The sequence below is a fragment of the Stenotrophomonas sp. CFBP8994 genome, from assembly GCF_034044835.1.
GTDB classification, from domain to species: Bacteria; Pseudomonadota; Gammaproteobacteria; order Xanthomonadales; family Xanthomonadaceae; genus Stenotrophomonas; species Stenotrophomonas rhizophila_A.
In genome coordinates this window covers 562,063-584,855 of sequence record NZ_JAXCWT010000001.1, presented here as the reverse complement: position 1 = coordinate 584,855, position 22,793 = coordinate 562,063, and the positions used below count along the sequence as shown (strand labels likewise).

At 66.4% G+C, this 22,793-nt stretch carries 20 protein-coding genes; 11 read left to right on the top strand and 9 right to left on the bottom strand.

The window, feature by feature from the left end:
- Nucleotides 1-9 precede the first annotated feature (9 nt).
- Nucleotides 10-1,605, top strand: a complete 1,596-nt coding sequence (locus SOM39_RS02810) for a phytoene desaturase family protein (protein ID WP_093533398.1) — start codon at nt 10-12, stop codon at nt 1,603-1,605.
- Between the two features lie 73 nt (nt 1,606-1,678).
- Here the strand turns inward: SOM39_RS02810 and SOM39_RS02805 are convergent, their stop codons facing one another.
- Together SOM39_RS02805 and SOM39_RS02800 are read right to left on the bottom strand one after the other, a co-directional pair.
- Complete coding sequence (locus tag SOM39_RS02805) at nt 1,679-3,709, bottom strand: alpha/beta hydrolase family protein (RefSeq protein ID WP_320457408.1); 2,031 nt, start codon at nt 3,707-3,709, stop codon at nt 1,679-1,681.
- Nucleotides 3,710-3,803: 94 nt separating this feature from the next.
- Nucleotides 3,804-6,782 (bottom strand): TonB-dependent receptor plug domain-containing protein, encoded by a 2,979-nt coding sequence (locus tag SOM39_RS02800; RefSeq protein ID WP_320457407.1) that lies wholly within the window; start codon nt 6,780-6,782, stop codon nt 3,804-3,806.
- 470 nt (nt 6,783-7,252) lie between these two features.
- Here SOM39_RS02800 and apbC point away from each other — a divergent pair, with 470 nt between their 5' ends.
- Together apbC and dcd are read left to right on the top strand one after the other, a co-directional pair.
- Complete coding sequence (gene apbC / locus SOM39_RS02795; RefSeq protein WP_068853486.1) at nt 7,253-8,110, top strand: iron-sulfur cluster carrier protein ApbC; 858 nt, start codon at nt 7,253-7,255, stop codon at nt 8,108-8,110.
- Nucleotides 8,111-8,148: 38 nt separating this feature from the next.
- Nucleotides 8,149-8,721, top strand: a complete 573-nt coding sequence (dcd, locus tag SOM39_RS02790; protein ID WP_068853484.1) for a dCTP deaminase — start codon at nt 8,149-8,151, stop codon at nt 8,719-8,721.
- 49 nt (nt 8,722-8,770) lie between these two features.
- Here dcd and SOM39_RS02785 read toward each other — a convergent pair whose 3' ends face one another.
- The 3 genes from SOM39_RS02785 to SOM39_RS02775 are packed head-to-tail and all read right to left on the bottom strand — an operon-like array spanning nt 8,771 to nt 10,045.
- On the bottom strand, nt 8,771-8,938 hold the full coding sequence (locus SOM39_RS02785) for a LiaI-LiaF-like domain-containing protein (protein WP_093533394.1): 168 nt from the start codon (nt 8,936-8,938) through the stop codon (nt 8,771-8,773).
- A gap of 16 nt (nt 8,939-8,954) precedes the next feature.
- Nucleotides 8,955-9,377 carry an HIT domain-containing protein gene (locus tag SOM39_RS02780; RefSeq protein WP_068853482.1) on the bottom strand — a complete coding sequence of 141 codons (423 nt, stop codon included), beginning with the start codon at nt 9,375-9,377 and terminating at the stop codon, nt 8,955-8,957.
- Nucleotides 9,374-10,045, bottom strand: coding sequence for a dienelactone hydrolase family protein (locus SOM39_RS02775; RefSeq protein ID WP_320457406.1), 672 nt, complete (start codon nt 10,043-10,045; stop codon nt 9,374-9,376). Before SOM39_RS02775 ends, SOM39_RS02780 begins: the two co-directional genes overlap by 4 nt.
- 210 nt (nt 10,046-10,255) lie before the next feature.
- On the opposite strand from SOM39_RS02775, the gene rimO reads away from it, so the two are divergent.
- Both rimO and SOM39_RS02765 read left to right on the top strand, forming a co-directional pair.
- Nucleotides 10,256-11,623 carry a 30S ribosomal protein S12 methylthiotransferase RimO gene (gene rimO / locus SOM39_RS02770; protein ID WP_307106642.1) on the top strand — a complete coding sequence of 456 codons (1,368 nt, stop codon included), beginning with the start codon at nt 10,256-10,258 and terminating at the stop codon, nt 11,621-11,623.
- The gene (locus tag SOM39_RS02765) at nt 11,620-12,447 is read left to right on the top strand and encodes a DUF3025 domain-containing protein (protein ID WP_320457405.1); all 828 of its coding nucleotides are present in this window, start codon (nt 11,620-11,622) and stop codon (nt 12,445-12,447) included. Before rimO ends, SOM39_RS02765 begins: the two co-directional genes overlap by 4 nt.
- 195 nt (nt 12,448-12,642) lie before the next feature.
- Here the strand turns inward: SOM39_RS02765 and greB are convergent, their stop codons facing one another.
- Both greB and SOM39_RS02755 read right to left on the bottom strand, forming a co-directional pair.
- Entirely contained in the window at nt 12,643-13,149 is a 507-nt protein-coding gene (gene greB, locus SOM39_RS02760) for a transcription elongation factor GreB (protein ID WP_320457404.1), read from the bottom strand.
- A 3-nt stretch (nt 13,150-13,152) separates the two neighbouring features.
- Nucleotides 13,153-14,658, bottom strand: coding sequence for a helicase HerA-like domain-containing protein (locus tag SOM39_RS02755; RefSeq protein WP_320457403.1), 1,506 nt, complete (start codon nt 14,656-14,658; stop codon nt 13,153-13,155).
- A gap of 135 nt (nt 14,659-14,793) precedes the next feature.
- Here SOM39_RS02755 and SOM39_RS02750 point away from each other — a divergent pair, with 135 nt between their 5' ends.
- Nucleotides 14,794-16,404, top strand: coding sequence for a transglycosylase SLT domain-containing protein (locus SOM39_RS02750; RefSeq protein WP_093533390.1), 1,611 nt, complete (start codon nt 14,794-14,796; stop codon nt 16,402-16,404).
- Between the two features lie 16 nt (nt 16,405-16,420).
- Nucleotides 16,421-16,783 (top strand): ribonuclease E inhibitor RraB, encoded by a 363-nt coding sequence (locus SOM39_RS02745; protein WP_068853467.1) that lies wholly within the window; start codon nt 16,421-16,423, stop codon nt 16,781-16,783.
- Between the two features lie 167 nt (nt 16,784-16,950).
- Here the strand turns inward: SOM39_RS02745 and asd are convergent, their stop codons facing one another.
- Together asd and SOM39_RS02735 are read right to left on the bottom strand one after the other, a co-directional pair.
- Nucleotides 16,951-17,793, bottom strand: a complete 843-nt coding sequence (gene asd / locus SOM39_RS02740) for an archaetidylserine decarboxylase (RefSeq protein ID WP_320457402.1) — start codon at nt 17,791-17,793, stop codon at nt 16,951-16,953.
- Nucleotides 17,790-18,440, bottom strand: a complete 651-nt coding sequence (locus SOM39_RS02735) for an SCO family protein (RefSeq protein WP_068853463.1) — start codon at nt 18,438-18,440, stop codon at nt 17,790-17,792. The genes asd and SOM39_RS02735 overlap by 4 nt, the downstream gene beginning before the upstream one ends.
- Before the next feature lie 129 nt (nt 18,441-18,569).
- On the opposite strand from SOM39_RS02735, the gene prmB reads away from it, so the two are divergent.
- The 4 genes from prmB (at nt 18,570) to SOM39_RS02715 (ending at nt 22,785) form a co-directional block, all read left to right on the top strand.
- On the top strand, nt 18,570-19,499 hold the full coding sequence (gene prmB / locus SOM39_RS02730; protein ID WP_320457401.1) for a 50S ribosomal protein L3 N(5)-glutamine methyltransferase: 930 nt from the start codon (nt 18,570-18,572) through the stop codon (nt 19,497-19,499).
- Nucleotides 19,496-20,599 carry a chorismate synthase gene (gene aroC, locus SOM39_RS02725; RefSeq protein ID WP_320457400.1) on the top strand — a complete coding sequence of 368 codons (1,104 nt, stop codon included), beginning with the start codon at nt 19,496-19,498 and terminating at the stop codon, nt 20,597-20,599. The genes prmB and aroC overlap by 4 nt, the downstream gene beginning before the upstream one ends.
- The gene (locus SOM39_RS02720) at nt 20,592-21,647 is read left to right on the top strand and encodes a D-glycerate dehydrogenase (RefSeq protein ID WP_320457399.1); all 1,056 of its coding nucleotides are present in this window, start codon (nt 20,592-20,594) and stop codon (nt 21,645-21,647) included. The genes aroC and SOM39_RS02720 overlap by 8 nt, the downstream gene beginning before the upstream one ends.
- A 112-nt stretch (nt 21,648-21,759) precedes the next feature.
- The gene (locus SOM39_RS02715; protein ID WP_068853455.1) at nt 21,760-22,785 is read left to right on the top strand and encodes an aspartate-semialdehyde dehydrogenase; all 1,026 of its coding nucleotides are present in this window, start codon (nt 21,760-21,762) and stop codon (nt 22,783-22,785) included.
- The last annotated feature ends 8 nt before the right edge of the window (nt 22,786-22,793 follow it).

The following is a 22,793-nucleotide window of genomic DNA, read 5'->3' as shown; positions in this document are numbered from 1 at the left end:
ACAGCCAGCATGGACACTTCAACGACGCGTGCCTGGGATGCAGTCATCATCGGCGGCGGGCACAACGGCCTGGTCTGCGCGGCCTACCTGGCCCGGGCCGGGCAGCGGGTGCTGGTGCTGGAACGGCGGCCGGTAGTGGGCGGGGCGGCGGTCACCGAGGAGTTTCATCCCGGTTTCCGCAATTCGGTGGCTTCCTATACGGTGTCGCTGCTGCAGCCGCGCATCATCCAGGCCTTGGCGCTGGCCGAGCACGGGCTGCGGGTGGTGCCGCGGCGGATCAACAACTTCCTGCCGCTGGACGGCGATTACCTGTTGGCCGGTGCCGGGCTGACCCGCTCGGAGGTGGCGCGCTTTTCCGCACGTGATGCCGAGCGCCTGCCGGCCTTCGAGCAGCGCCTGGAGGCATTCGCCGATGTGCTGCGCGATCTTGCGCTGCAGGCGCCGCCCAACGTGGGGGAAGGCCATTGGCTGACCCAGCTGCCGGCGCTGTGGCAGGCCGGCCAGCTCGGCAGGCGGCTGCATGGGCTGGCGCCGGCGTTGCGCCAGGAACTGCTGGACCTGTTCACCATCTCGGCCTCGGAATACCTGGACCGCTGGTTCGAGAGCGAGCCGATCAAGGCCCTGTTCGGGTTCGACGGCATCGTGGGCAACTACGCGAGCCCGGAGGCGCCCGGCTCGGCCTACGTGCTGCTGCACCACGCCTTCGGCGAGAGCAACGGAGTGAAGGGCGCCTGGGGCCACGCCATCGGCGGCATGGGCGCCATCACCCAGGCGATGGCGCGCTCGGCCATCGCCGCCGGGGCGAGCATCCGTACCGACAGCGGCGTGCGTAGGGTCGTCGTCGAGCAGGGGCGCGCGGTAGGGGTGGAAACGCTGCAGGGCGATGTCATCCGCGCCCGCAGGGTGGTGGCCAACGTCAATCCCAAGCTGTTGTACGAACAGCTGCTCGCGCCTGGGGAGGTGCCACTGGCCACGCGCGAGCGCATGGCGAACTGGCGCTGTGGTTCAGGCACGTTCCGCATGAACGTCGCGCTGTCCGGCCTGCCCTCGTTCTCCGTGCTGCCCGGGGCAGGGGACCACCTCACGGCCGGCATCATCATGGCGCCCACGCTGGCTTACATGGACCGCGCCTACCGCGATGCGCGCCAGCACGGCTGGTCACGCGAACCGATCGTGGAAATGCTGATCCCGAGTACGCTGGACGATTCGCTGGCGCCGCCCGGCCAGCACGTGGCCAGCCTGTTCTGCCAGCACGTGGCCCCGGTGCTTTCCGGTGGGCGCAGCTGGGATGACCACCGCGACGAAGTGGCCGACCTGATGATCGCAACGGTCGAGAAGCACGCGCCGGGATTCAGCGCACTGGTGCTGGGCCGGCAGGCGCTCAGTCCGCTGGATCTGGAGCGCACCTTCGGGCTGATCGGCGGCGACATCTTCCATGGCGCGCTCAGCCTCAACCAGCTGTTCAGCGCCCGGCCGATGCTGGGCCAGGCCGACTACCGCGGTGCCCTGCCGGGCCTGTACCTGTGCGGTTCCGGGACGCATCCGGGCGGCGGCGTCACCGGCGCGCCGGGACACAACGCGGCGCAGGCCATTCTTCGCGAATAAAAAAAGGCCACCCGAAGGTGGCCGATAAGCATCGGGAGCCCCCGACCGTGGGTCGGGTGTCCCTCAGCGGCGGTTACAACCCGCCACCACCACACCCCTTGCCCAGGTAATCATCGATCAGCCGCAGCTGGTCGCCCATGATCGCGCGCGTCCACGCCGGGCCGTGCGCGTAATCGGCGATTTCGTGGTACTCCACTGGCTGGCCGGAATTCTTCGCCTTGGCCACGAACCATTCGGACTGTTCGATCGGCACGGTGCGGTCGCGGTCGCCGTGGTAGACCATCAGCGGGATCTTCATCTCGCCGGCCTTGTCCAGCGGGTTCAGGCCGTCCACCGTCTTGGCCTGGGCCTGGCGGAAGAACGGGTTGGTATAGAACCGCGACCAGATCTTCTTGATGTCCGACACGCCGGCACCGGCAATGGCGCACTTGTACAGCCCGTTGGGCCGCACCGATGCGGCGAATGCCGAATAGCCACCGTAGGAGAAGCCGAACATGGCGATGTGGCCGGGCTGGGCGATCTTCTGGTCGATCATCCACTTGGCGCCATCATCCTTGTCGTCCTGCATCTTCTGGCCCCACTCGGCATCGCCGGCCATCCACAGCTTGCGGCTCCAGTCGGCCGAGCCGCGGAACTGCGGGCGCAGCACCGCCATGCAGCGCGACGCCATCAGCGGCACCCACATGGAACCGTCGAAGTCCATGCCATCACGTGCCCACGGACCACCGTGCGGGTGCACAACGGCCTTCCACGGACCGGCACCGCACAGTTCGGTGTTCGGGGTGGTCAGGAAGGCGGGAATGTCCAGCCCGTCGCGTGCCTTGTAATAGACCAGCTTGGTCGTGCCCAGCGCGGCCGGGTCGATCTGCGGGTAGGACTTGGCCAGCTCGGTCAGCTGCCCGTTGTTGAACAGGTAGTAGGTGGGCGGGTCGGACGGGCCGGACACCACCACCAGGAACGTCTTGAGGTTGGCGCTGTAGTCCAGCAGGCGGATCGACCTGCCGCCATCGAGCTGGGTGGTGGCGCGCTGGCCCGTGCCCGGATCGACCAGGGTGACCTCGCTTGCCTGGATGCCCAGGGCCTGGCGCAGGCCCTGTTCCAGCGCCTTGAAGGTCGGATCGGTCCACTGGATCTCGTTCTCGCGCGGGCCGCTGTAGCCGACGCCGAGCAGTGCACCGAACGGCACGCCGTCCACGTTCTTGTAGCGGTTCAGCACCACGGTGCCGGCATTGAAGAACTTGTGCTCGAACAGCACTTCCTTCTGCTTGCGCGCGGCGATGTCGTATTCGTAGATGACCGTTTTGTCGCGGCCCACGTTGCTCTGGATGAAGGCGATGTTCGGGTCATCGGCAAAGCCGACCACCTGGTTGATGTCGCGATCCTTCACGTGCGAACGGAAGTGTTCTTCCCACGAACCGGTAGCGGGGTTGCGGAATTCAGTGGCGATGTACGCACCGGTGCCATCCACGTCCTGGCGCAGGCGCGCGCGCAGTTCGCTGTTGAGATCGGTGACATAGCCGGCCACGCGCTCTTCGGTTTTCTGGATGCGCTGGGAGGTGAAGCTGCGCAGGTTGACCTTGTACACGTCACCGGAATTGCTGCCCGAGCCGTTCACCACCAGGATGTGGTCCGGGTCATTGGGCAGGGTATCGAGCACGGTGGAGTTGGACAGGGCCTGCTCCAGTTCTTCGTTGCGGCTGGTGGCACGGGCCGGGCTGATCGGCTCCTTCCACTGCTTGCCTTCGATGTCGGTGATGAAGAACTTGCTGATGAAGGTCTTGTTGACCCGGTCGGTACGCAGGTCGTAAGGCTGCCACAGGGTGACGGCCAGCAGGCCGTTCTTGATGAAGCTCACGCTCTGGAACTTCATGCGGCCGGCACCGATGACGGTGGGCGCCTTGTCCAGGGCGTTGGTTTCCCAGACCACGATGACGCGTTCTTCGCCGTTGGCGCGCAGGCCGGCGATGTGCTTGCCGTCAGGTGAGAGGGACAGGCTGGAAATGGCCGGGAAGGCGGCCATCTGCTCGATGGTCGGTGCCACCGGCTTGGCGTGCAGGAGCGAGGAAGCACTGGCCAGGGCGGCCAGCAGAAGAATCCGTTTCATTGATGACCTCTGTTCGTGGAGCGGGCCGGCCACCGGTTTACCAGGGCCGGAAACGAGACCGCCGCCCCGAAGGGCGGCGGCTCGCGAAGCGGGATCAGAACGAGTAGGTGACGTTTGCGAAGTACTGGCGGCCCCAGTAGTCGAAGCCGCTGTACAGCAACGCATTGCCGACGGTGCTGTACACACCCTGGGAAATGGTCGGCGGTTCCTTGTCCGCCAGGTTGCGCACGCCGACGGTGGCCGACCACTTGTCCGCTTCGTACTGCACCGAGAACGACTGCAGGAAGTAGTTCGGGGTGTAGATCTTGTACGGCGAGGTGTCCGGCTCGAACAGGCCCGGGTTGCGCTCCTCGTAGTACGCGTAGCTGTCCATCTTGTCGATCCAGTCCAGGCCGTAGCGGACCTGCCATTCCTTCCACTTGTAGGCCATGTCGAAGGTGGCGGTGTTCGCCGGGGTGCCCAGCATGCCGGCGTAGTTCACCAGCGGATCGTCCTGGAAGATCTTGCTGGACTGTTCGATGTAGTGGGTGAACTGGGTGGTGGTGCGGAACTCGCCCGGCCCGATATCACGGACATAACGCAGGGTCAGGTCCACGCCGCGCACCTTGTCGGTGGAGACGTTGATGAAGCCGTTGGTGACCGTCAGTGCGTTGTTCAGCGGGTTGCGGTCAACCAGGCGGCACAGGCCGTTGCCGGCAAGGAAGTCGGCGGTGGCGCTGCCGTAGCAAGCGTTCAGGATGCCGGCGCCGCCTGCGGCCTGCACGCCGTTCTCGACCTTGATGTCGAAGTAATCGGCGGCGAAGGACAGGTCACCGAAACCGCTGCCGAACTCCGGCTGGATCACCACGCCGAGGGTCTTGGCGGTGGAGGTTTCCGCCTTCAGGCCGGTTTCCGCGCCACCCTGGGTGATCACGGTCACGCCCTGGGTTGCGATGTAGTCGGCCGGCAGGCCTTCTGCGGCGCAGTTCTGGTAACGGATCGACGACGGATCGCGGTCGCTGTACTCGTTGCAGGGATCGGAGGTGCTGCCCAGGAAGCCGGTGGTGCCGCCCAGGAACTGTTCGTACAGCGCCGGGGCGCGGTAGGACGTGCCGTAGGACGCGCGGAACGACAGCCACTTCACCGGGGTCCACAGGCCGCCGATCTTGTAGGTCTCATCCGAACCGTACGACTCGTAGTCGGTGTAGCGGCCGGACAGGTTGAGGGTCAGCTCTTCGGCAGCGGTGACGCCCGACAGCAGCGGGAATTCCAGTTCGCCGTAGACTTCCGTGACCGAGTCGCTGCCGCGGGTCGGCGCCGCCGAGGTCAGGTTGAACAGGTCGCCGTCGATGGAGTACTGCGACGGGCTGTCGTCGATCTTGGCTTTGCGGTATTCGGCACCGAACGCACCGCGGACCGTGCCGTGCGGCATGTCGAACAGCGGGCCGTTGACGTTGAAGTTGACCGTGTCTTCCTTGTACATGGTGTTGCCGGTGACCGGCACGAACACCCAGTTCTTCCAGTCCGCCGGCAGGTTGCCGCCGATGGTGTTGGAGTTCAGCGCCGGTGCGGCGATGCAGCCGTTCGACGGGTCGACGCAGGAATAGCCGCCGGCACCGTTGGAGACCACGTTCAGGCTCTGCGCCAGGCGGCTGGTCAGGAAGCTCTGGAAGGTGTAATCGGCGTCATTGTCCGAGTGCATGACATTGAAGTCGTACTTCCAGTCCGCCGTCAGGTTGCCCCGCAGGCCGGCGTTGAAGCGGTAGTAGTCGACGTTCTGCTTGCTCTGGTCGTTGCCGAAGCCGATGAACGCACGCACGCCCATGTTGGCGCCGTTGGTCAGGTTGGTCGCCGGGCCGGCGACGCTGTCACGCAGGTTGGCCGGGATCAGCGGGCTGCCCACTGCATAGTCCAGCGACAGCTGGCGGTAACCGGTCTGGGTCGACTTGCGCTTGTTGCCCAGGAACTCGTAGTACAGCTCGGCGTCGCCCAGCACGCCGGTGTCGAAGCCGCCCTGCAGGAACAGGGTGTGGGTCTTGGCCGGCGAGATCAGCGACTGGTTCAGCATCGCGTCGTCGAAGGTATCGCGGGTATAGGTGTCCACGCCTTCATAACCGACCAGGCCGGTGGTGACGGCCGCGTTCGGACGCCAACGGTTGAAGCGCGTACCGGCACCACCCGGGGCAGCAACGCCGGTGCGGGTGTTGGTGCCGATCGTGTTGATGGTCACGCCGCCCGCATCGAGGGTGTAGCACTTGGACTTGCCGGTCAGCGGGTCGATGAAGTCGCCGCTGCCCCAGTAGTCACCCACGTCGATGTCGCGGTACTTGTCGGTGGCGCAACGGGTCCAGTCGCGGTCACGCAGGCTCAGGTCGTTACGGGTGTAGTACTCGTACGAACCGGAGAAGTGCGAGCGCTCGCCGGTGGTGCCGAACATGATCGAGTAACGGCGCTGGTCACCGCCGCCACCGTCGGTGGCGTTGTGCTGCCCTTCAAAGGAGACGCCGTCGACCTTGGTCTTGGTGACGATGTTGATCACGCCGGCCACGGCGTCGGAGCCGTAGATCGACGAGGCACCGTCCTTCAGGATTTCGATGCGGTCCACGATCGAGTTCGGGAGCACGTTCAGGTCGGCCGAGCCGACCGCGCCACGCGAACCGGCCGGCGCCACGCGGCGGCCATTGAGCAGGATCAGGGTGCGGGTCGGGCCAAGGCCGCGCAGGCCGAGGGTGTTGGCACCGGGGCCGCCGTCGGTGACGTAGCCGCCGTACGCATTGTTGATCTGCGAGCTGCCGGTGGTCACCGCAGTGCTCTGCAGCACGTCGGTGGTGGAGTTGAAGCCGGCGAGCACCGACTCCTGGCGGGTCACGACCTGCACCGGCGACACCGAGTTGAAGGTATCGCGGCCAATGCGCGAACCAGTCACGGTCACGGTGTCGAAGTTCGTGGTGGCCTTGGCCTTCTCGGCGGCGACCTCTTCGGCCGTCTTGGTCGAAGTGGTGTCCTGCGCGAATGCCGGCGCGGCCGCGAACACCATCGCGGTGGCCAGGGCGAAGCTCAGCGGATTCCGGCTGAGCGACTTGCGATTCATCATGTGTGGATCCCCTTGGAACGATCGATTGCGTCAAACACCGGTGACATGGACCAGCAGGCGTCTCCGTGTGCCCTCGGATCAGGTCTTGGCAATGGCTGCCCCCCTGTTCACCAGCTTCACGAGCTGATGATTCGAGGTTAACACGGGCTTAACGCGACCTGTCAACTGTTCATCAAGAGGTCATAAAGACAAGATACGCAAAGCCATGCTTTCGTTCTCATCTGTGTTGCAACATGTTGAAAAGTAATGACTTAATAATGGTTTGTGATGAAACCATTCCCTCCGTACCGTGATGGATGCACGGTTCACTTTTTGGCCGCACCGCACCACGGAATCCGTTCCTGACGCGCCAATGACGTGAAAACCGTTTCCGGGACAGCCCCGGGACAGGGCAGGACAACGGCCTGGCAGCGCAGGGACGCCCTGTATAGTGGCGGGCTGTCCCGTTCGGCTTTTCCGGAGTTCCCGCAGTGAGTGCCAGCCCGTCTCGACGTCCCCATGCCAGCCAGGTGCAGAAGGGCCTGACCCTTCATCCGCGCGTCCGCAACGTGATCGCGGTCGGGTCAGGCAAGGGCGGGGTGGGCAAATCCACCACGGCGGTGAACCTGGCCGTGGCGCTGGCCCGCCTGGGCGCGCGGGTCGGGCTGTTGGATGCCGACATCTACGGCCCCAGCGTGCCGATGATGCTGGGCCTGAGCGGCCGCCCGGAAAGCCCGGACAACAAGTCGATCGAGCCGCTGCGCGCGTTCGGCGTGGAGACCATGTCGATCGGCTACCTGATCGAGGACGAGACGCCGATGATCTGGCGCGGTCCGATGGCGACCTCGGCCATGACCCAGTTCTTCAACGACACCCTCTGGGATGACCTGGACTACCTGTTGATCGACCTGCCGCCGGGCACCGGCGACATCCAGCTGACCCTGACCCAGAAGATTCCGCTGGCCGGCGCGGTCATCGTCACCACCCCGCAGGACATCGCCACGCTGGATGCGAAGAAAGCGCTGAAGATGTTCGAAAAGGTCGAGGTGCCGGTGCTGGGCATCGTCGAGAACATGGCCGTGCACACCTGCAGCAACTGCGGCCACATCGAACACCTGTTCGGCGATGGCGGCGGCGAACGCATGGCCGCGCAGTACGGCGTGCCCCTGCTGGGCTCGCTGCCGCTGGATATCGGCATCCGCGAGCAGGGCGATGCAGGCACCCCGATCACCGCCGCCGCGCCGGAGTCGCCGGCCGCGCAGGCTTACCTGCGCGCCGCCGAGCGGCTGGTGGAGGAAGTGGCCAAGCGCCCGCGCGCCAGCATTCCGATCCTGTCGTCGCTGCTCTGATCGCCTAGAATCGCCCATTCCCGCACCCAGGACTCCCCATGAGCATCAAGAGTGACCGTTGGATCCGCCGCATGTCCGAACAGCACGGCATGATCGAGCCGTTCGAAGCCGGCCAGGTCAAGCAGGCCAACGGCCAGCGCATCGTCAGCTACGGCACCTCCAGCTATGGCTACGACGTGCGCTGCTCGCGCGAGTTCAAGGTGTTCACCAACATCAACTCCACCATCGTCGACCCCAAGCACTTCGACCCGGGCAGCTTCGTGGACATCGTGGGCGACGAGTGCATCATCCCGCCCAACAGCTTCGCGCTGGCGCGCACCGTGGAGTACTTCCGCATTCCGCGCGACACCCTGGTGGTATGCCTGGGCAAGAGCACCTACGCGCGCTGCGGGATCATCGTCAACGTGACCCCGCTGGAGCCGGAGTGGGAAGGCCACGTGACCCTGGAATTCAGCAATACCACGCCGCTGCCGGCGCGCATCTACGCCAACGAAGGCGTGGCCCAGATGCTGTTCTTCCAGGCCGACAGCGACGACATCTGCGAGACCTCGTACAAGGATCGCGGCGGCAAGTACCAGGGCCAGACCGGCGTCACCCTGCCGCGCACCTGAGCGGCGGGGCAACTAAAAAAGCGCGGATCGCTCCGCGCTTTTTTTCTGGTTATTTCCCGCGTCCGAACAACAACCCGATCCCTACTGCCACCAGGATCACCGGCCACCAGGTAAGGATCAGGCGACCCAGGTTCATGTTGGTCCAGCCCAGGTTGCTGGCCAGCAGGAACAGGCCGACGAGGATCAGGACGATGGCGGCGACAAGGTTGGAGCGCATCAGGGGCAGGGTCCGCTTAGGGCTGGGGCGAATATCCTAGCCGTTCCTTCCACATCGCGACACGCTCCTGCAGCACGGCCGCATCGAACGGATGGGCCTGGCCATGCCCCCACACCGGTGCCGGCCACGCCGGATCGCCCACATGTCGGCCGACCACGTGGAAGTGCAGCTGCGGCACGATGTTGCCCAGCGTGGCGAAGTTGATCTTCTCCACCCCGTCGGTGCCCTTCAGCGCCCGGCAGCATCGGTTCAATTCCGTACGTAGCTGGTCCTGCTGGTTGCCGTCGAGCTCCAGCCATTCGGTGATGCCGGTCACGCGCGGCACCAGCACCAGCCACGGGAACCGTTCGTCGTTCATCAACCGCACTTGCGACAGCGGGCCTTGGTCCACCAGCACACTGTTGGCGGCCAGGCGTGAATCCAGTTCAAAATCGCTCATCCAAGATGCTCCGAAAAGAAGTCCAGGGTGCGTGTCAGCGCCAGTGCGGCGCTGTCCGGATCATACGCATGTCCGACGCTGCGGTTAAAGGCATGGTCGGCCGGATAGACGAAGGTGGCCATCTTGGGCAGCTTCTCGCGGTGGGCCGCAATGGCTTCCGGCGGGATGCTCTTGTCCTGCGCGCCGAAGTGGAACATGACCGGCGCCTTGGGCGTCTCATCCAGGAACTGCACGTTGCGCGCGCCGTAGTAGCTCACCGAGGGCAGGCCCAGGCGCAATGCCGAGAGCAGCGCGATGCTGCCACCCCAGCAGTAGCCCACGGTGCCGACCTTGCCGGCCGGCGCCAGCCGCGAGGCGGCCGCGCGGACCACTTCCAGCGCCTTCTCCACGCCCAGCGCATTCACATGTTCCAGTCCCTGTTTCACCCCGTCCGGGTCGTAGGGCAGGCTGTCGGGATCGGCTTCGGTGCCGTCGATCAGGTCGAAGAAGGAGGGCGCCAGTACCGCGTAGCCCTCGGCCGCGAAGCCATCCGCCACCTCACGGACATGGGCGTTGACGCCGAAGATCTCCTGGATGACCACCAGGCCCCCGCGCGGCTTGCCCTCCGGCGTGGCCTGCCAGGCCCGGACCGGACCGTGATGCGTATCAAGCGTGACCCACTCACCCATTGCCAGACTCCTGTTGGTTCAGGCGTTCATTATCGGCGCGCTGCAGGTTAGCGGGGTGTCGCGGGCATGCCGGGATTGGCGGTTGGCGTTGCCGGAGCCGCCGATGCATTCAGGGCCGGGGCCACAACGCCGGTATACTTGCCGCCGTTTCCGGCCCCAGGTCCCCGCGCCATTCCGGCGTGGGCCCAGGCCCCCAGAGTCCCGCGATCCATGTCCCAGCTGAACCCCAAAGTCGGCTTCGTCAGCCTTGGCTGCCCGAAGGCCCTCGTCGATTCCGAGCGCATCCTCACCCAGCTGCGGGCCGAGGGTTACGACATCGTTCCTTCCTACGATTCGGCCGACGTGGTGGTGGTCAACACCTGCGGCTTCATCGATTCGGCGGTGACCGAGTCGCTGGATGCGATCGGCGAGGCGATGAACGCCAACGGCAAGGTGATCGTCACCGGCTGCCTGGGCAAGCGCCCGGAAGAGATCCGCAAGGCGTATCCGGACGTGCTGGCGGTGTCTGGCCCGCAGGACTACACCAGCGTGATGGAGGCGGTGCACGCCGCGCTGCCGCCCAAGCATGACCCGTTCGTGGACCTGGTCCCGGACTACGGCATCAAGCTGACCCCGCGCCACTACGCCTACCTGAAGATTTCCGAAGGCTGCAACCACCATTGCAGCTTCTGCATCATTCCCTCGATGCGCGGCAAGCTGGTCTCGCGCCCGGTCGATGAGGTGCTGCGTGAAGCCGAGCGGCTGGTGCGTGGCGGCGTGAAGGAACTGCTGGTGGTGTCGCAGGACACCTCGGCCTATGGCGTGGACGTCAAGTACGCCGAGCGCATGTGGCGCGACAAGGCCTACCAGACCCGCATGAAATCGCTGTGCGAAGGCTTGTCCGAGCTCGATGCCTGGACCCGCATGCACTACGTGTACCCGTACCCGCACGTGGATGACGTGGTCCCGCTGATGGCCGAGAACCGGATCCTGCCGTACCTGGACATTCCGTTCCAGCACGCCAGCCCGCGCATCCTCAAGCTGATGAAGCGCCCGGGTGCGGTCGACAAGACCCTGGAACGCGTGCAGCGCTGGCGCCAGCTGTGCCCGGACATCACCGTGCGCTCGACCTTCATCGTCGGCTTCCCGGGCGAGACCGAGGCTGAGTTCGAGGAACTGCTGTCGTTCCTGGATGAGGCGCAGCTGGACCGCGTGGGCGCGTTCGCGTATTCGCCGGTCACCGGCGCCACCGCCAACGACCTGCCCGGCGCGGTGCCCGAAGAAGTGAAGCAGGAGCGCCTGGCCCGCTTCATGGCCCGCCAGGCCGACATTTCCGCTGCGCGCCTGGAAGCCAAGATCGGCACGGTGCAGCAGTGCCTGGTCGATGCGATTGAAGACGGCATCGCGGTGGCCCGTTCCAAGGCCGATGCGCCGGAGATCGACGGCCTGGTGCACATCCAGAACGCCGATGAAGCCAAGCTGCGCGTGGGCCAGTTCGTGGACGTGGAAATCACCGAGAGCGATGACCACGACCTCTACGGCGACGCGCTGATCGACGAGAGTGCGGCCAGGAAACTGCTCGACCTCAAGGTGCTGTGACCGACGCGGCCGCCCCCGGGGCGGTCGGCCGCCGGCGTTTCATCGCGCCGGCGCACGCCGACGTGGATCGGGCGTGCTTCACCCATCCGCTGTTTGCGGCGTTTGCTGATCACCGGAACCTGATGGCGGCGGCCGACTGGCCGGCCCTTTCCGCGCTGAACCAGCAGCTCGCTCTGTCGGGAAAGCAGCTGGTGGAGCAGGACGACGAACTGCTGGCCGACGGCCTGCACTACGAGCAGCGCATTGAACGCGGGCAGATCGCCACGCGCCCGTGCAACTGGCATGACCTGTTCAATGCACTGGTGTGGGCGCGCTACCCGGCAGTGAAGGCCGCGCTCAATGCGCGCCAGTGCCAGGACATCGAGCGGAACCCGCCCGGCCAGCGCACCCGCGCGCAGGCCGCGCTGACCCAGTTCGACGAAACCGGCGTGATCGTGCGGGTGCGCGATGCGTCGTTGCTGCACGCATGGGGCCGCCACGACTGGCACGCGTTGTTCGTCGACGGCGCGGCGCGGTGGCGCAGCGGCGACATCGCCATATCCGCCGTGTTCGGGCATGCGTTGATGGAACAGGCGCTGCTGCCTTCGCGATTGCTGGTGGGCAAGTGTGTAGTGGTGCAAGGCGATGATGATGCGCAGGTGGTGGAGCAGGTAGCGCAGGCCATCGCGCGTGCCGACGTGCTCAATGATCCGCTGGAACTGCGGCCGCTGCCGTTGATGGGGATCCCCGGTTGGCATGCCGATCAGGACCACGCGTTCTATCAGCGGATCGAGTACTTCCGGCCAGCCCGAGCGGGCAGGGTGTACCCCTTAACCGTCCGGTAGCGCACTGGAATCAACGTCAAACGCGCTCTCCGCCGACGTTCATGCCACCATCGAACGCGGCATGTTCCACGGCAGTCGATCGGGATGCGACCCTACCAGCCGTGCATGCACTGGTAGGGTTGGTTCCCAAACAACCGCCCATGACGGTTCAACGCCCGGTAACGCATTGCAACCAACGTCGTAACCGCCTTCGTATCACCCACCCGGGTACTCCACCGCCAGGATCGCAAACCCGGTGCGTCCGCTCGGCAGTTCCACCTCGAACTCGTCATCCACGCGCTTCTTCAACAACGCACGCGCCAACGGCGAATCGATGCTGATCCACCCGGCACCCGCATCGGTCTCGTCCGGGCCCACGATGCGATACCGGCTGACATCGCCGCTGTCCATGTTCTCCAGCTCCACCCACGCGCCAAAAAACACCGCCTGCGGGTCGGTTGGCACGGTATCCACCACGCGCAGCGACTCCAGCCGTTTGGTCAGGTAGCGCACGCGCCGGTCAATCTCGCCCAGCTGCTTCTTCCGGTAGGTGTACTCGGCATTCTCCGAGCGGTCGCCCTCCGCCGCAGCCGCGGCCAACGCCTTGACTACCTCCGGCCGGCGCACGCGCCACAGCTCGTCCAGCTCGCTCTTCAACCGCTGGTGGCCCTGTGCGGTGATCAGGGCCGTGCTCTTTTCCGCAGGGGGACGCCAACGCGACATCGGTCAGCGCTTGCCCCCGAAAATGCCGCCCAGGATGCCGCGCACGATCTGGTTGCCCAGCTTGGTGCCCATGGTGCGGGTAGTCTGCTTGGCCATCGTTTCGATCATGCCCTGGCGGCGCTTGGTGCCGAAGATCGCATCCTTGATCGACTGCCCGAAGCCGCCTTCCTGCTGCTCATCCTGCTCACGGGTACGCGCCTTGGGCGCGTCGGGCTGTTCCACCACTTTGGCCGCGCGCTGGGCCAGCAGCTCCGCTGCCGATTCGCGGTTCACTGCGGTGTCGTAGCGGCTGCCGACCGGGCTGCCGGCGCGTACCTGCGCACGCTCGGCCTCGGTGATCGCGCCCATCCGGCAGCGCGGCGGGGCGATCCGGGTCTGCTGCACGGGGGAGGGGATGCCTTTGTCCTGCAGCGTGGACACCAGCGCCTCGCCGGTACCCAGCTGGGAAAGGGCCGCCACCACGTCCAGCTTCGGGTTCGGCACGAAGGTTTCGGCGGCGATCTTCACCGCCTTCTGGTCGCGCGGGGTGAACGCCCGCAGCGCGTGCTGCACGCGGTTGCCCAGCTGGCCCAGGATGTTGGCCGGCACGTCGTCGGGGAACTGCGAGCAGAAATACACGCCCACGCCCTTGGAGCGGATCAGCCGCACCACCTGCTCGATGCGCTGCACCAGCGCGGCCGGCGCGTCGTCGAACAGCAGGTGCGCCTCGTCGAAGATGAAGACCAGCTTGGGCTTGTCCAGGTCGCCCACCTCCGGCAGCGTCTCGAACAGCTCCGACAGCAGCCACAGCAGGAAGGTCGAGTACAGGCGCGGCTTGAGCACCAGCTGGTCGGCGGCCAGGATGCCGATCACGCCGCGGCCGTCGTGATTGACCCGCATCAGGTCCGCCAGCTCCAGCGCCGGCTCGCCAAAGAAGGATTCACCGCCGTCCTGCGACAGCCGCAGCAGCGAACGCTGGATCGCCGCCACCGTCTGCGCGCTGACCAGGCCATATTCGGTGGAGATGTCCTTGCGCTCGTCGGCCACCAGGCCGAGCAGGGCACGCAGGTCGTCCAGGTCGAGCAGCAACAGGCCACGGTCGTCGGCCAGCTTGAACACGATGTCCAGCACCCCCGACTGGGTGTCGTTGAGCTCCAGGATGCGCGCCAGCAGGGTCGGGCCCATTTCGCTCACCGTAGTGCGCACCGGGTGGCCCAGCTTGCCGTACAGGTCCCAGAAGATCGTGGGGCTGCCGGCCGGCGCGTAGTCGGCCACGCCGATGTCCTTCGCGCGCTGCAGCAGCGCCTCGGTGCCGGCGCCGGGCACGGCCAGGCCGGAGACATCGCCCTTCACGTCGGCCAGGAACACCGGCACACCGATGCGCGAAAAGCCTTCGGCCAGGGTCATCAGGGTGACGGTCTTGCCCGTACCCGTTGCCCCGGCCACCAGGCCATGGCGGTTGCCCAGTTTCGGTTGCAGGGTGACGGGGACATCGTCGGTAATGCCTTTGCCGAGCAGGATCGGATCCATGGTCAACTCGCTCTGTGGACGGGCTATGTGAATGGGCAGGATTCTAAACGTCGGCGGGTATCGGCCACCTGACCGGGTTGCCCCGATGCGAGTGGCACGGCTACTCTGCCCTGTCTTTCGCCCACAGTGCCAAAAATGCCCGTTCCTGTCCTGCTTGCCCGCGGTTGGCCGTTGTTGGCGCTCGCTTCCCTGCTGTCGTTCGTGCCCGAGGCCCATGCCCAGCGGGTCTCCGCCCGTGACAAGGTCAAGGTCGAAGCCCTGGAGCAGCGCATGGCCGCGGCCGAAAAGCGCTATGCCGATGCGCTGGTGCTGGTGAACAACGCCGACCCCAAGGGCAAGAACGAGGGCGATGCCGCGCTGGAGGACATGGAAGATGTCATCAGCGCCTGCATTGCGCAGAAGGGCTGCCAGGTCAGCAACCTGCTGGTGACCTACAAGCGCCTGCTGAAGAACAATGCCGACGCGCGCGATGGTGACGACAGCGATGCGATCCCGGTCGATGGCGGCCTGCTGGAGGCCGACCCGGACCATGTGGGCCCGCTGACCGCCGATGTGCCCGAAGCGGCGCGTGCGGCCGCGCTGCTCAACGACAAGCGCCATGCCTTCGACAGCATGGTCGAATACAACCCGGCCGTGCAGGCCGGCATCCGCCGCTGGCTGACCGACATGCGCCCGGCGTTGATGAACTCCTACGAGAATTACCAGAGCCTGCGCGCGGTGATGTGGCCGGAGTGGGAAAAGCGCGGCCTGCCCGAGGCGCTGCTGTTCGGGATCATGGCCAAGGAGTCCAACGGTCGCGTGCACGCCTCCTCCCGCGCCGGCGCCGCCGGGCTGATGCAGTTCATGCCGGCCACCGGCCGCCGCTTCGGGCTGGGTCCGGACGGCACCGGCTTCGACACCCGCTTCGACGCGCGCAGCGCCGCCGAAGCCAGTGCCAATTACCTCAACGAGCGCATGCGCGAGCTCAACAACAACGTGGAGCTGTCGCTGGCCGGCTACAACGGTGGCGAAGGCCGTGCCGGGCGGGTGTATCGCCAGAACGTGGGGCAGAGCTTCTGGGTGGACAGCGTCTACAACCAGTTCCCGGCCGAAACCAAGGACTACGTGCCGATGGTGATCGCCGCCGCGTGGATCTACCTGCACCCGCAGCAGTACGGCGTGGACTTCCCCAAGGTCAGTGCGCAGCCGGCCACCATCCGCCTGGCCAAGTCCACCACCATCTATGAGCTGACCATCTGCCTGGGCAGCACCGGCACCCGCGACGGCTACATGCGCGCGCTGCGCAACCTCAACCCGCGCTATGAAGCCGACGGCTGGATCCCGGCCGGCACGCTGATCAACGCCACCACCCGCATTGCCGGGCTGTACAACCGCTACTGCGTCAGCGGTCCGCGCGCGGACCTGGCGCGCACGCTGATCACCGCCGATCTCAATGCGGCCATCGTCCGTCCGACCGTGGCCAGCTACACCGGCAACGTGGCGGTGGGCAGCGTGGTGCCGGTGGCCGGCCTGCAGGCCAGCACCCCGGTGGCCACCGCCCCGGCTGCGCCGGTGGCAGTACCGGCGCCCAAGCCGAAGGCCAAGCCGGTGCGCAGCCACAAGGTGGGCAAGGGTGAGACCCTGGGCCGGATCGCCGACAAGTTCGATTGCGATGTGCGTGAGCTGGCCAAGGCCAATGGGCTCAAGGCGCCCGCGTATGCGTTGCGCCAAGGCCAGTCGATCAAGCTGCAGGGCTGCGGTAAATAACTTCCGGGGAACACTGATGGATATCACCGCAATCAACGAGATGTTCGCCAACATCCGTGAAAACACCGACTGGGACCTCAACGGAAACCTGGTGTGGGGTTACTTCTTCGTCAACACCACGCCGGAGCCGCTGCACGGGCTGGCCAGGGTGCTGGAAGGGGAGGGCTACACCGTGGTCGAGGTGTTCGAGCCGGAGCTGGAAGAAGGCGAGGCGGAGTACCACGTGCTGCACGTGGAGCGAGTGGAAACCCACAGCGAAGCGTCGCTGGACAAGCGCAACCACGAGCTGCAGGCGCTGGCCGAAGCCAACGGGGTCGAGGATTACGACGGGATGGATGTAGGGCCCGTCGAGTTCGCGCACGATCCGGGTAATGCTTGAAAAAAAACGCCCCGTGGAAACGGGGCGTTTTTTTCGTGTACGTGCGCAGGGTCATGGCGTTGACACGCATGGCGTGTCACTACGATCCTTGGTCGCTTGGGGTTGGGGTCGCATGTTGATGGTGGGTGGCACACGTTGCGTAGGGACACGCCATGCGTGTCCGCTTCTCAACGAAGGGTGGCCAACGCCTGGCCCAGCTGCACGGCATGTTCTGCATCCAGGTGCGGGGCGAAATCGGCCACGCCCGGCGGCAGCAGCACGATCACCGTGGAGCCGTAATTGAAGCGCGCCATCTCGGCAAACCGTTCCAGGGTGATGCCCTTGCCACGGTAATCCTTGCGGGTGATGGTGTCGCCATAGGCCGGAATCTCTTCGCCACCCCAGACCGTCTCCACGCCCGACACCAGCAGCGCGCCCACCATTACCTGCACCATCGGGCCGAAGTCGGTGTCGAAATGGCAGACCAGCCGCTCGTTGCGGGCGAACAGCCCCGGGACGTTGTTGACTGCCGCCGGGCCCACGCTGAACAGGCGGCCGGGCACGTGCACGGTTTCGCGCAGGGTGCCGGTCCACGGCATGTGCACGCGGTGGTAGTCCTTCGGCGACAGGTAGACGGTGGCGAACAGGCCGTGGTGGAACACCTCGGCGTCGGCTGCATCGCCCAGCAGCTCGGCGGCGGTGAACGACTGTCCCTTGGCCTGGAAGATGCGGCCGTCCTCAATGGCGCCCAGCTGGCTGATCCGGCCGTCGGCCGGCATCACCAGGGTGCGGGCGCCGGCGTCGGGCACGCGGGCGCCGGGCTTCAGGGCGCGGGTGAAGAACTGGTTGAAGGTCCGATAGCTGCGCGGGTCGGGATTGGCCGCCTCGGCCAGGTTCACCCCGAACTTTTCGGTCACCGTGTCGATCAGCCAGCGCGAGATCCGCGGGTTGCTGGAATACGCCAGGCGCCGCGCCATCGACGACAGCAGGCGGTGGGGCAGGACGTAGCTCAGCGTGGTGGTCAGGCTCATGGGGCGGATTTCTCGGTCAACAGGTTCAGGTCGCGGGCAATGGCCTGCGGGTTGAAAGGGGGGCGGATCAGGCCGGCCAGCCTGCCGTCCGGGTCCAGCACGGCCAGGCTGGCCGAATGTTCCAGGGTGTAGTCCTGCGGGTTTTCTTCAAAGCCCTTGCCCGGCACCTTCTGGAACACGAAGCCCAGCGCAGTGGCAAAGCGCTCCAGCGAAGGCACGTCGGCGGTGGCCGCCAGGGTGTCCTTGTGGAAGGCATGCACGTATTCGCCCAGGCGTGCCGGGGTGTCGCGCTCGGGGTCCACCGAGACGAACACCAGGCGCGGGCGCAGGCTCTCGGGCAGGGTTTCCCACTGCTTCTGGGCCTGGGCCAGGTCGGCCAGGGTGGTCGGGCAGATGTCGGGGCAGGACAGGAAGCCCAGGAACACGAGGGTCCAGTGGCCCTTGAGCTCGCCGGGAATCAGCCGGGTACCGTCGGACTGGCCCAGGTTGAAGTCCGGCAGCGGCCGCGGCTGCGGGTAGAAGGTGATCGACTCGGTGGCCGGGCGGTTGCCGGCCGGTTTGGGCGCGAACACCTTCTGGGCGACGACCAGGCCGAGCCCGGCGGCCAGCGCGATGAGCAGGATGATGCCGACATTGCGATTGAACATGAAAGGCCCGTACCCGAAGGGGCCTCCATGATAGGGGATGGGGGGCGGCGGTTTCCGTTTCCGCTGCAACGGATGCCGTGCTGCGCCGCAGCGCCTATAATCTGGGGCCACTTTGTCTGTTGCCCTGCCATGACCGCCGAAACGGCCGCCGAACTCCATACGATCATCGACCTGATCCGCTACGGCACCAGCCGTTTCAACGCCGCCGGGCTGACCTTCGGGCACAGCTACGACAACGCCCTGGACGAAGCCACCCAGCTGGTCCTGCACGCGCTGCACCTGCCGCACGACCTCGGCCCGGCCTATGGCGCCGCCCGCGTGCTTGCATCGGAGAAGGCCGAGGTGCTGGCCCTGTTCGAGCGCCGCATCAGCGAGCGCCTGCCGGCCGCCTACCTGACCGGTGAAGCCTGGTTCGCGGGCCTTAGCTTCAAGAGCGACCGCCGTGCCCTGGTGCCGCGCTCGCCGATCGCCGAGCTGATCGAAACCGGCTTCGAGCCGTGGCTGGCCGGCCGCGACGTACACCGCGCGCTGGACCTGTGCACCGGTTCGGGCTGCATCGCCATTGCCATGGGCCACTACTACCCGAACTGGGAAGTGGACGGCGTGGACCTCAGCGATGAGGCCCTGTCGCTGGCTGAAGAGAACAAGGAACGCCTGCAGGCGCACAACGTCACCCTGCTCAGGTCGGACCTGTTCAACGGCCTCGCCGGCCGCCACTACGACCTGATCGTGACCAACCCGCCGTACGTCACCAACGACGAAACCGACGCGCTGCCGAAGGAGTATTCGTACGAGCCCGAAATGGGCCTGCGTGCCGGCGACGACGGCCTTGACCTGGTGCTGAAGATCCTGCGCGACGCGCCGCTGCACCTGAGCGAAGACGGCCTGCTGATCTGCGAAGTGGGTGAATCCGAACAGCACCTGGTCAAGCTGCTGCCGGAAGTCGATTTTGCGTGGATTGAATTCAAGGTCGGCCAGATGGGCATCTTCGCGGTCGAGTGCCGCGAGCTGATCGCCCACAGCGCCCGCATCACCGAACTGGCAGCGCAGCGGCCGTGAGTTCCAATACCTTCGGCAAGCTGCTTTCGGTCACCACCTTCGGCGAATCGCACGGTCCGGCGATCGGCTGCGTGATCGACGGCTGCCCGCCGGGGCTGGAGATCAGTGCCGACGAATTCGCCCACGACCTGCAGCGCCGCGCCACCGGCAAGAGCCGGCACACCTCGGCGCGGCGCGAGGCCGATGAGGTCGAGATCCTCTCGGGCGTGTACGAGGGCCGCACCACCGGTACGCCCATTGCGCTGCTGATCCGCAACACCGACCAGCGCAGCAAGGATTACAGCAACATCGCCCAGCAGTTCCGCCCGGGCCATGCCGACTACAGCTACTGGCAGAAGTACGGCATCCGCGACCCGCGCGGTGGCGGCCGCTCGTCCGCGCGCGAAACCACCATGCGCGTGGCCGCCGGCGTGATTGCGAAGAAGTGGCTGCTGCAGCGCTTCGGGGTGACCGTGCGCGGTTACCTGTCGCAGCTGGGCGAGATCACCCCGACCGGCCATGACTGGTCGGCGGTGGAAGACAACCCGTTCTTCTGGCCGGTGGCCGAACAGGTCCCCGCGCTGGAAAGCTACATGGACGCGCTGCGCAAGTCCGGCGATTCGGTCGGCGCGCGGGTCAACGTGGTGGCCGATGGCGTGCCGCCGGGCTGGGGCGAGCCGATCTACGGCAAGCTCGATGGCGAACTCGCCGCGGCGCTGATGAGCATCAACGCGGTCAAGGGCGTGGAGATCGGCGATGGCTTTGCCAGCGCCGCCCAGAAGGGCACCGAACACCGTGACCTGATCACCCCCGAAGGCTTCGCCAGCAACCATGCCGGCGGCATCCTCGGCGGTATTTCCACCGGCCAGCAGGTCACCGCCTCGATCGTGCTCAAGCCCACCTCCAGCCTGCGCCTGCCCGGCGCCACGGTGGATGCCAGCGGTGCGGCCGTCGATGTGATCACCACCGGCCGCCATGATCCGTGCGTCGGCATCCGCGCCACGCCCATCGCCGAGGCGATGATGGCGCTGGTGCTGATGGACCAGGCGCTGCGCCACCGCGCCCAGTGCGGTGACGTGGGCGAGATCACGCCACGCATTCCCGGCGCCATCGATGGCTGAGACGCGCCCCCGGGTCTGGGTCAGCCAACCGCTGTTCGATGACGTCATCGAACAGCTCGGGCAGCATGTCGAGCTCGCGATGACCCACGAGGTCACCCGCTACACGCCGGCGATGCTGGCCGAACAGCTGGCCCGGGTCGATGGCGCGCTGATCACCCTCAACGAACGCATCGGCCCGGCCGAGATCGCCAACGCGCCGCAGCTGCGCGCGATCGCCAACGTCGGCGTGGGGTACAACAACCTGGATGTAGGCGCGCTCAGCGCGGCCGGCATCCTGGCCAGCAACACCCCGGATGTGCTGACCGAAACCACCGCCGACCTCGGGTTCGCGCTGCTGATGGCCACCGCGCGGCGCATCACCGAATCCGAACGCTGGCTGCGCGACGGCCAGTGGGGCCAGTGGTCGTTCCAGACCATGCTGGGTGCCGACATCCATGGCAGCACGCTGGGCATCCTGGGCATGGGCCGGATCGGGCAGGGCATTGCCCGCCGCGGCGCGCTCGGTTTTGGCATGCGCGTGCTGTACCACAACCGCTCGCGCCTGCCCGAAGCCACCGAAGCCGAGGTAGGCGCGCAGTATGTCGAGCTGGACACGCTGCTGGCGCAGGCCGACCACCTGGTGCTGGTGCTGCCGTACAGCCCGTCCTCGCACCACATCATCGACGCCGCCGCACTGGCGAAGATGAAGCCCAGCGCCACCCTGGTGAACATCGCCCGCGGCGGCATCGTCGACGAGCTGGCCCTGGCCGATGCGCTGGCCCACGGCCGGCTGGCCGCCGCCGGGCTGGACGTGTTCGAAGGCGAACCGACGGTGCGCCCCGAATTGCTCGCCCTGCACAACATCGTGCTTACCCCGCACATCGGCAGCGCCAGCCAGGCCACGCGCCGGGCCATGGTGCAGCTGGCCGTGGACAACCTGCTGGCCGCGCTCGGCCTGGGCGCGAACGCCGGCAACCCGCCCAGCGCGATCAACGCCGACGCCGTGGCCGCCGTGAAAACCGGCGCCGCCACCGTGGGCGGCAAAAAAACCGACGACGCCAAACGATAGGGAACCGCGCGGCCATCACGTGAGGTTCCCCGAGCCCAATCCGCAACGCGTGTCCCCTTCTTCACCACGGTAGGTACCGACCGTTGGTCGGTACATCATCAAAGAGAATTCCATGAGCAATCAAGACCGTCGCTTCCACGTCGCAGTCGTCGGTGCCACCGGCGCCGTCGGCGAAACCATGCTGGCCATCCTGGCCGAACGCAACTTCCCGATCGCCACCCTGAGCCTGCTCGCTTCCTCGCGTTCGGCCGGTGGCGACATCGAATTCGACGGGAAGAAGATCAAGGTCCAGGACCTGGCCACGTTCGACCCGAACGGCGTGGATATCGCGCTGTTCTCCGCAGGTGGCAGCGTCTCCAAGGAGTTCGGCCCGAAGTTCGCCGCCGCCGGTGCGGTGGTGATCGACAACTCCTCGGCCTTCCGTTACGACGATGACGTGCCGCTGGTGGTGTCCGAAGTGAACCCCGAGGCGCTGAAGAACCGCCCGCGCGGCATCATCGCCAACCCGAACTGCTCGACCATGCAGATGCTGGTCGCGCTGGCCCCGCTGCACCGCCAGTACGGTATCCAGCGCATCAACGTGGCCACCTACCAGTCTGTCTCCGGCGGTGGTCGCTCGGCGCTGGAAGAACTGGGCAAGCAGACCGGCCAGCTGCTCAGCTTCCAGGAGATCGACCCGCAGCGCTTCCCGGTGCAGATCGCCTTCAACCTGATCCCGCACATCGACGACTTCCAGGACAACGGCTTCACCAAGGAAGAAATGAAGCTGGTCTGGGAAACCCGCAAGATCCTCGGCGATGACAGCATCCTGGTGAACCCCACCGCCGTGCGCGTGCCGGTGTTCTACGGCCACTCCGAAGCAGTCACCATCGAAACCCGCGACAAGGTGACGCCGGATGCGGCGCGCGAGCTGCTGTCGCGTTCGCCCGGCGTGGAAGTGGTGGACAAGCACGAAGCCGGCGGTTACCCGACCCCGGTCACCCACGCATCGGGCACCGATGCGGTGTATGTCGGCCGCATCCGTGAAGACCTGTCGCACCCGCGCGGCCTGAACCTGTGGATCGTGTCGGACAACATCCGCAAGGGCGCCGCGCTCAATGCGGTGCAGCTGGCCGAGCTGGTGGCAGCCGAAGGCTGAGATGGAGG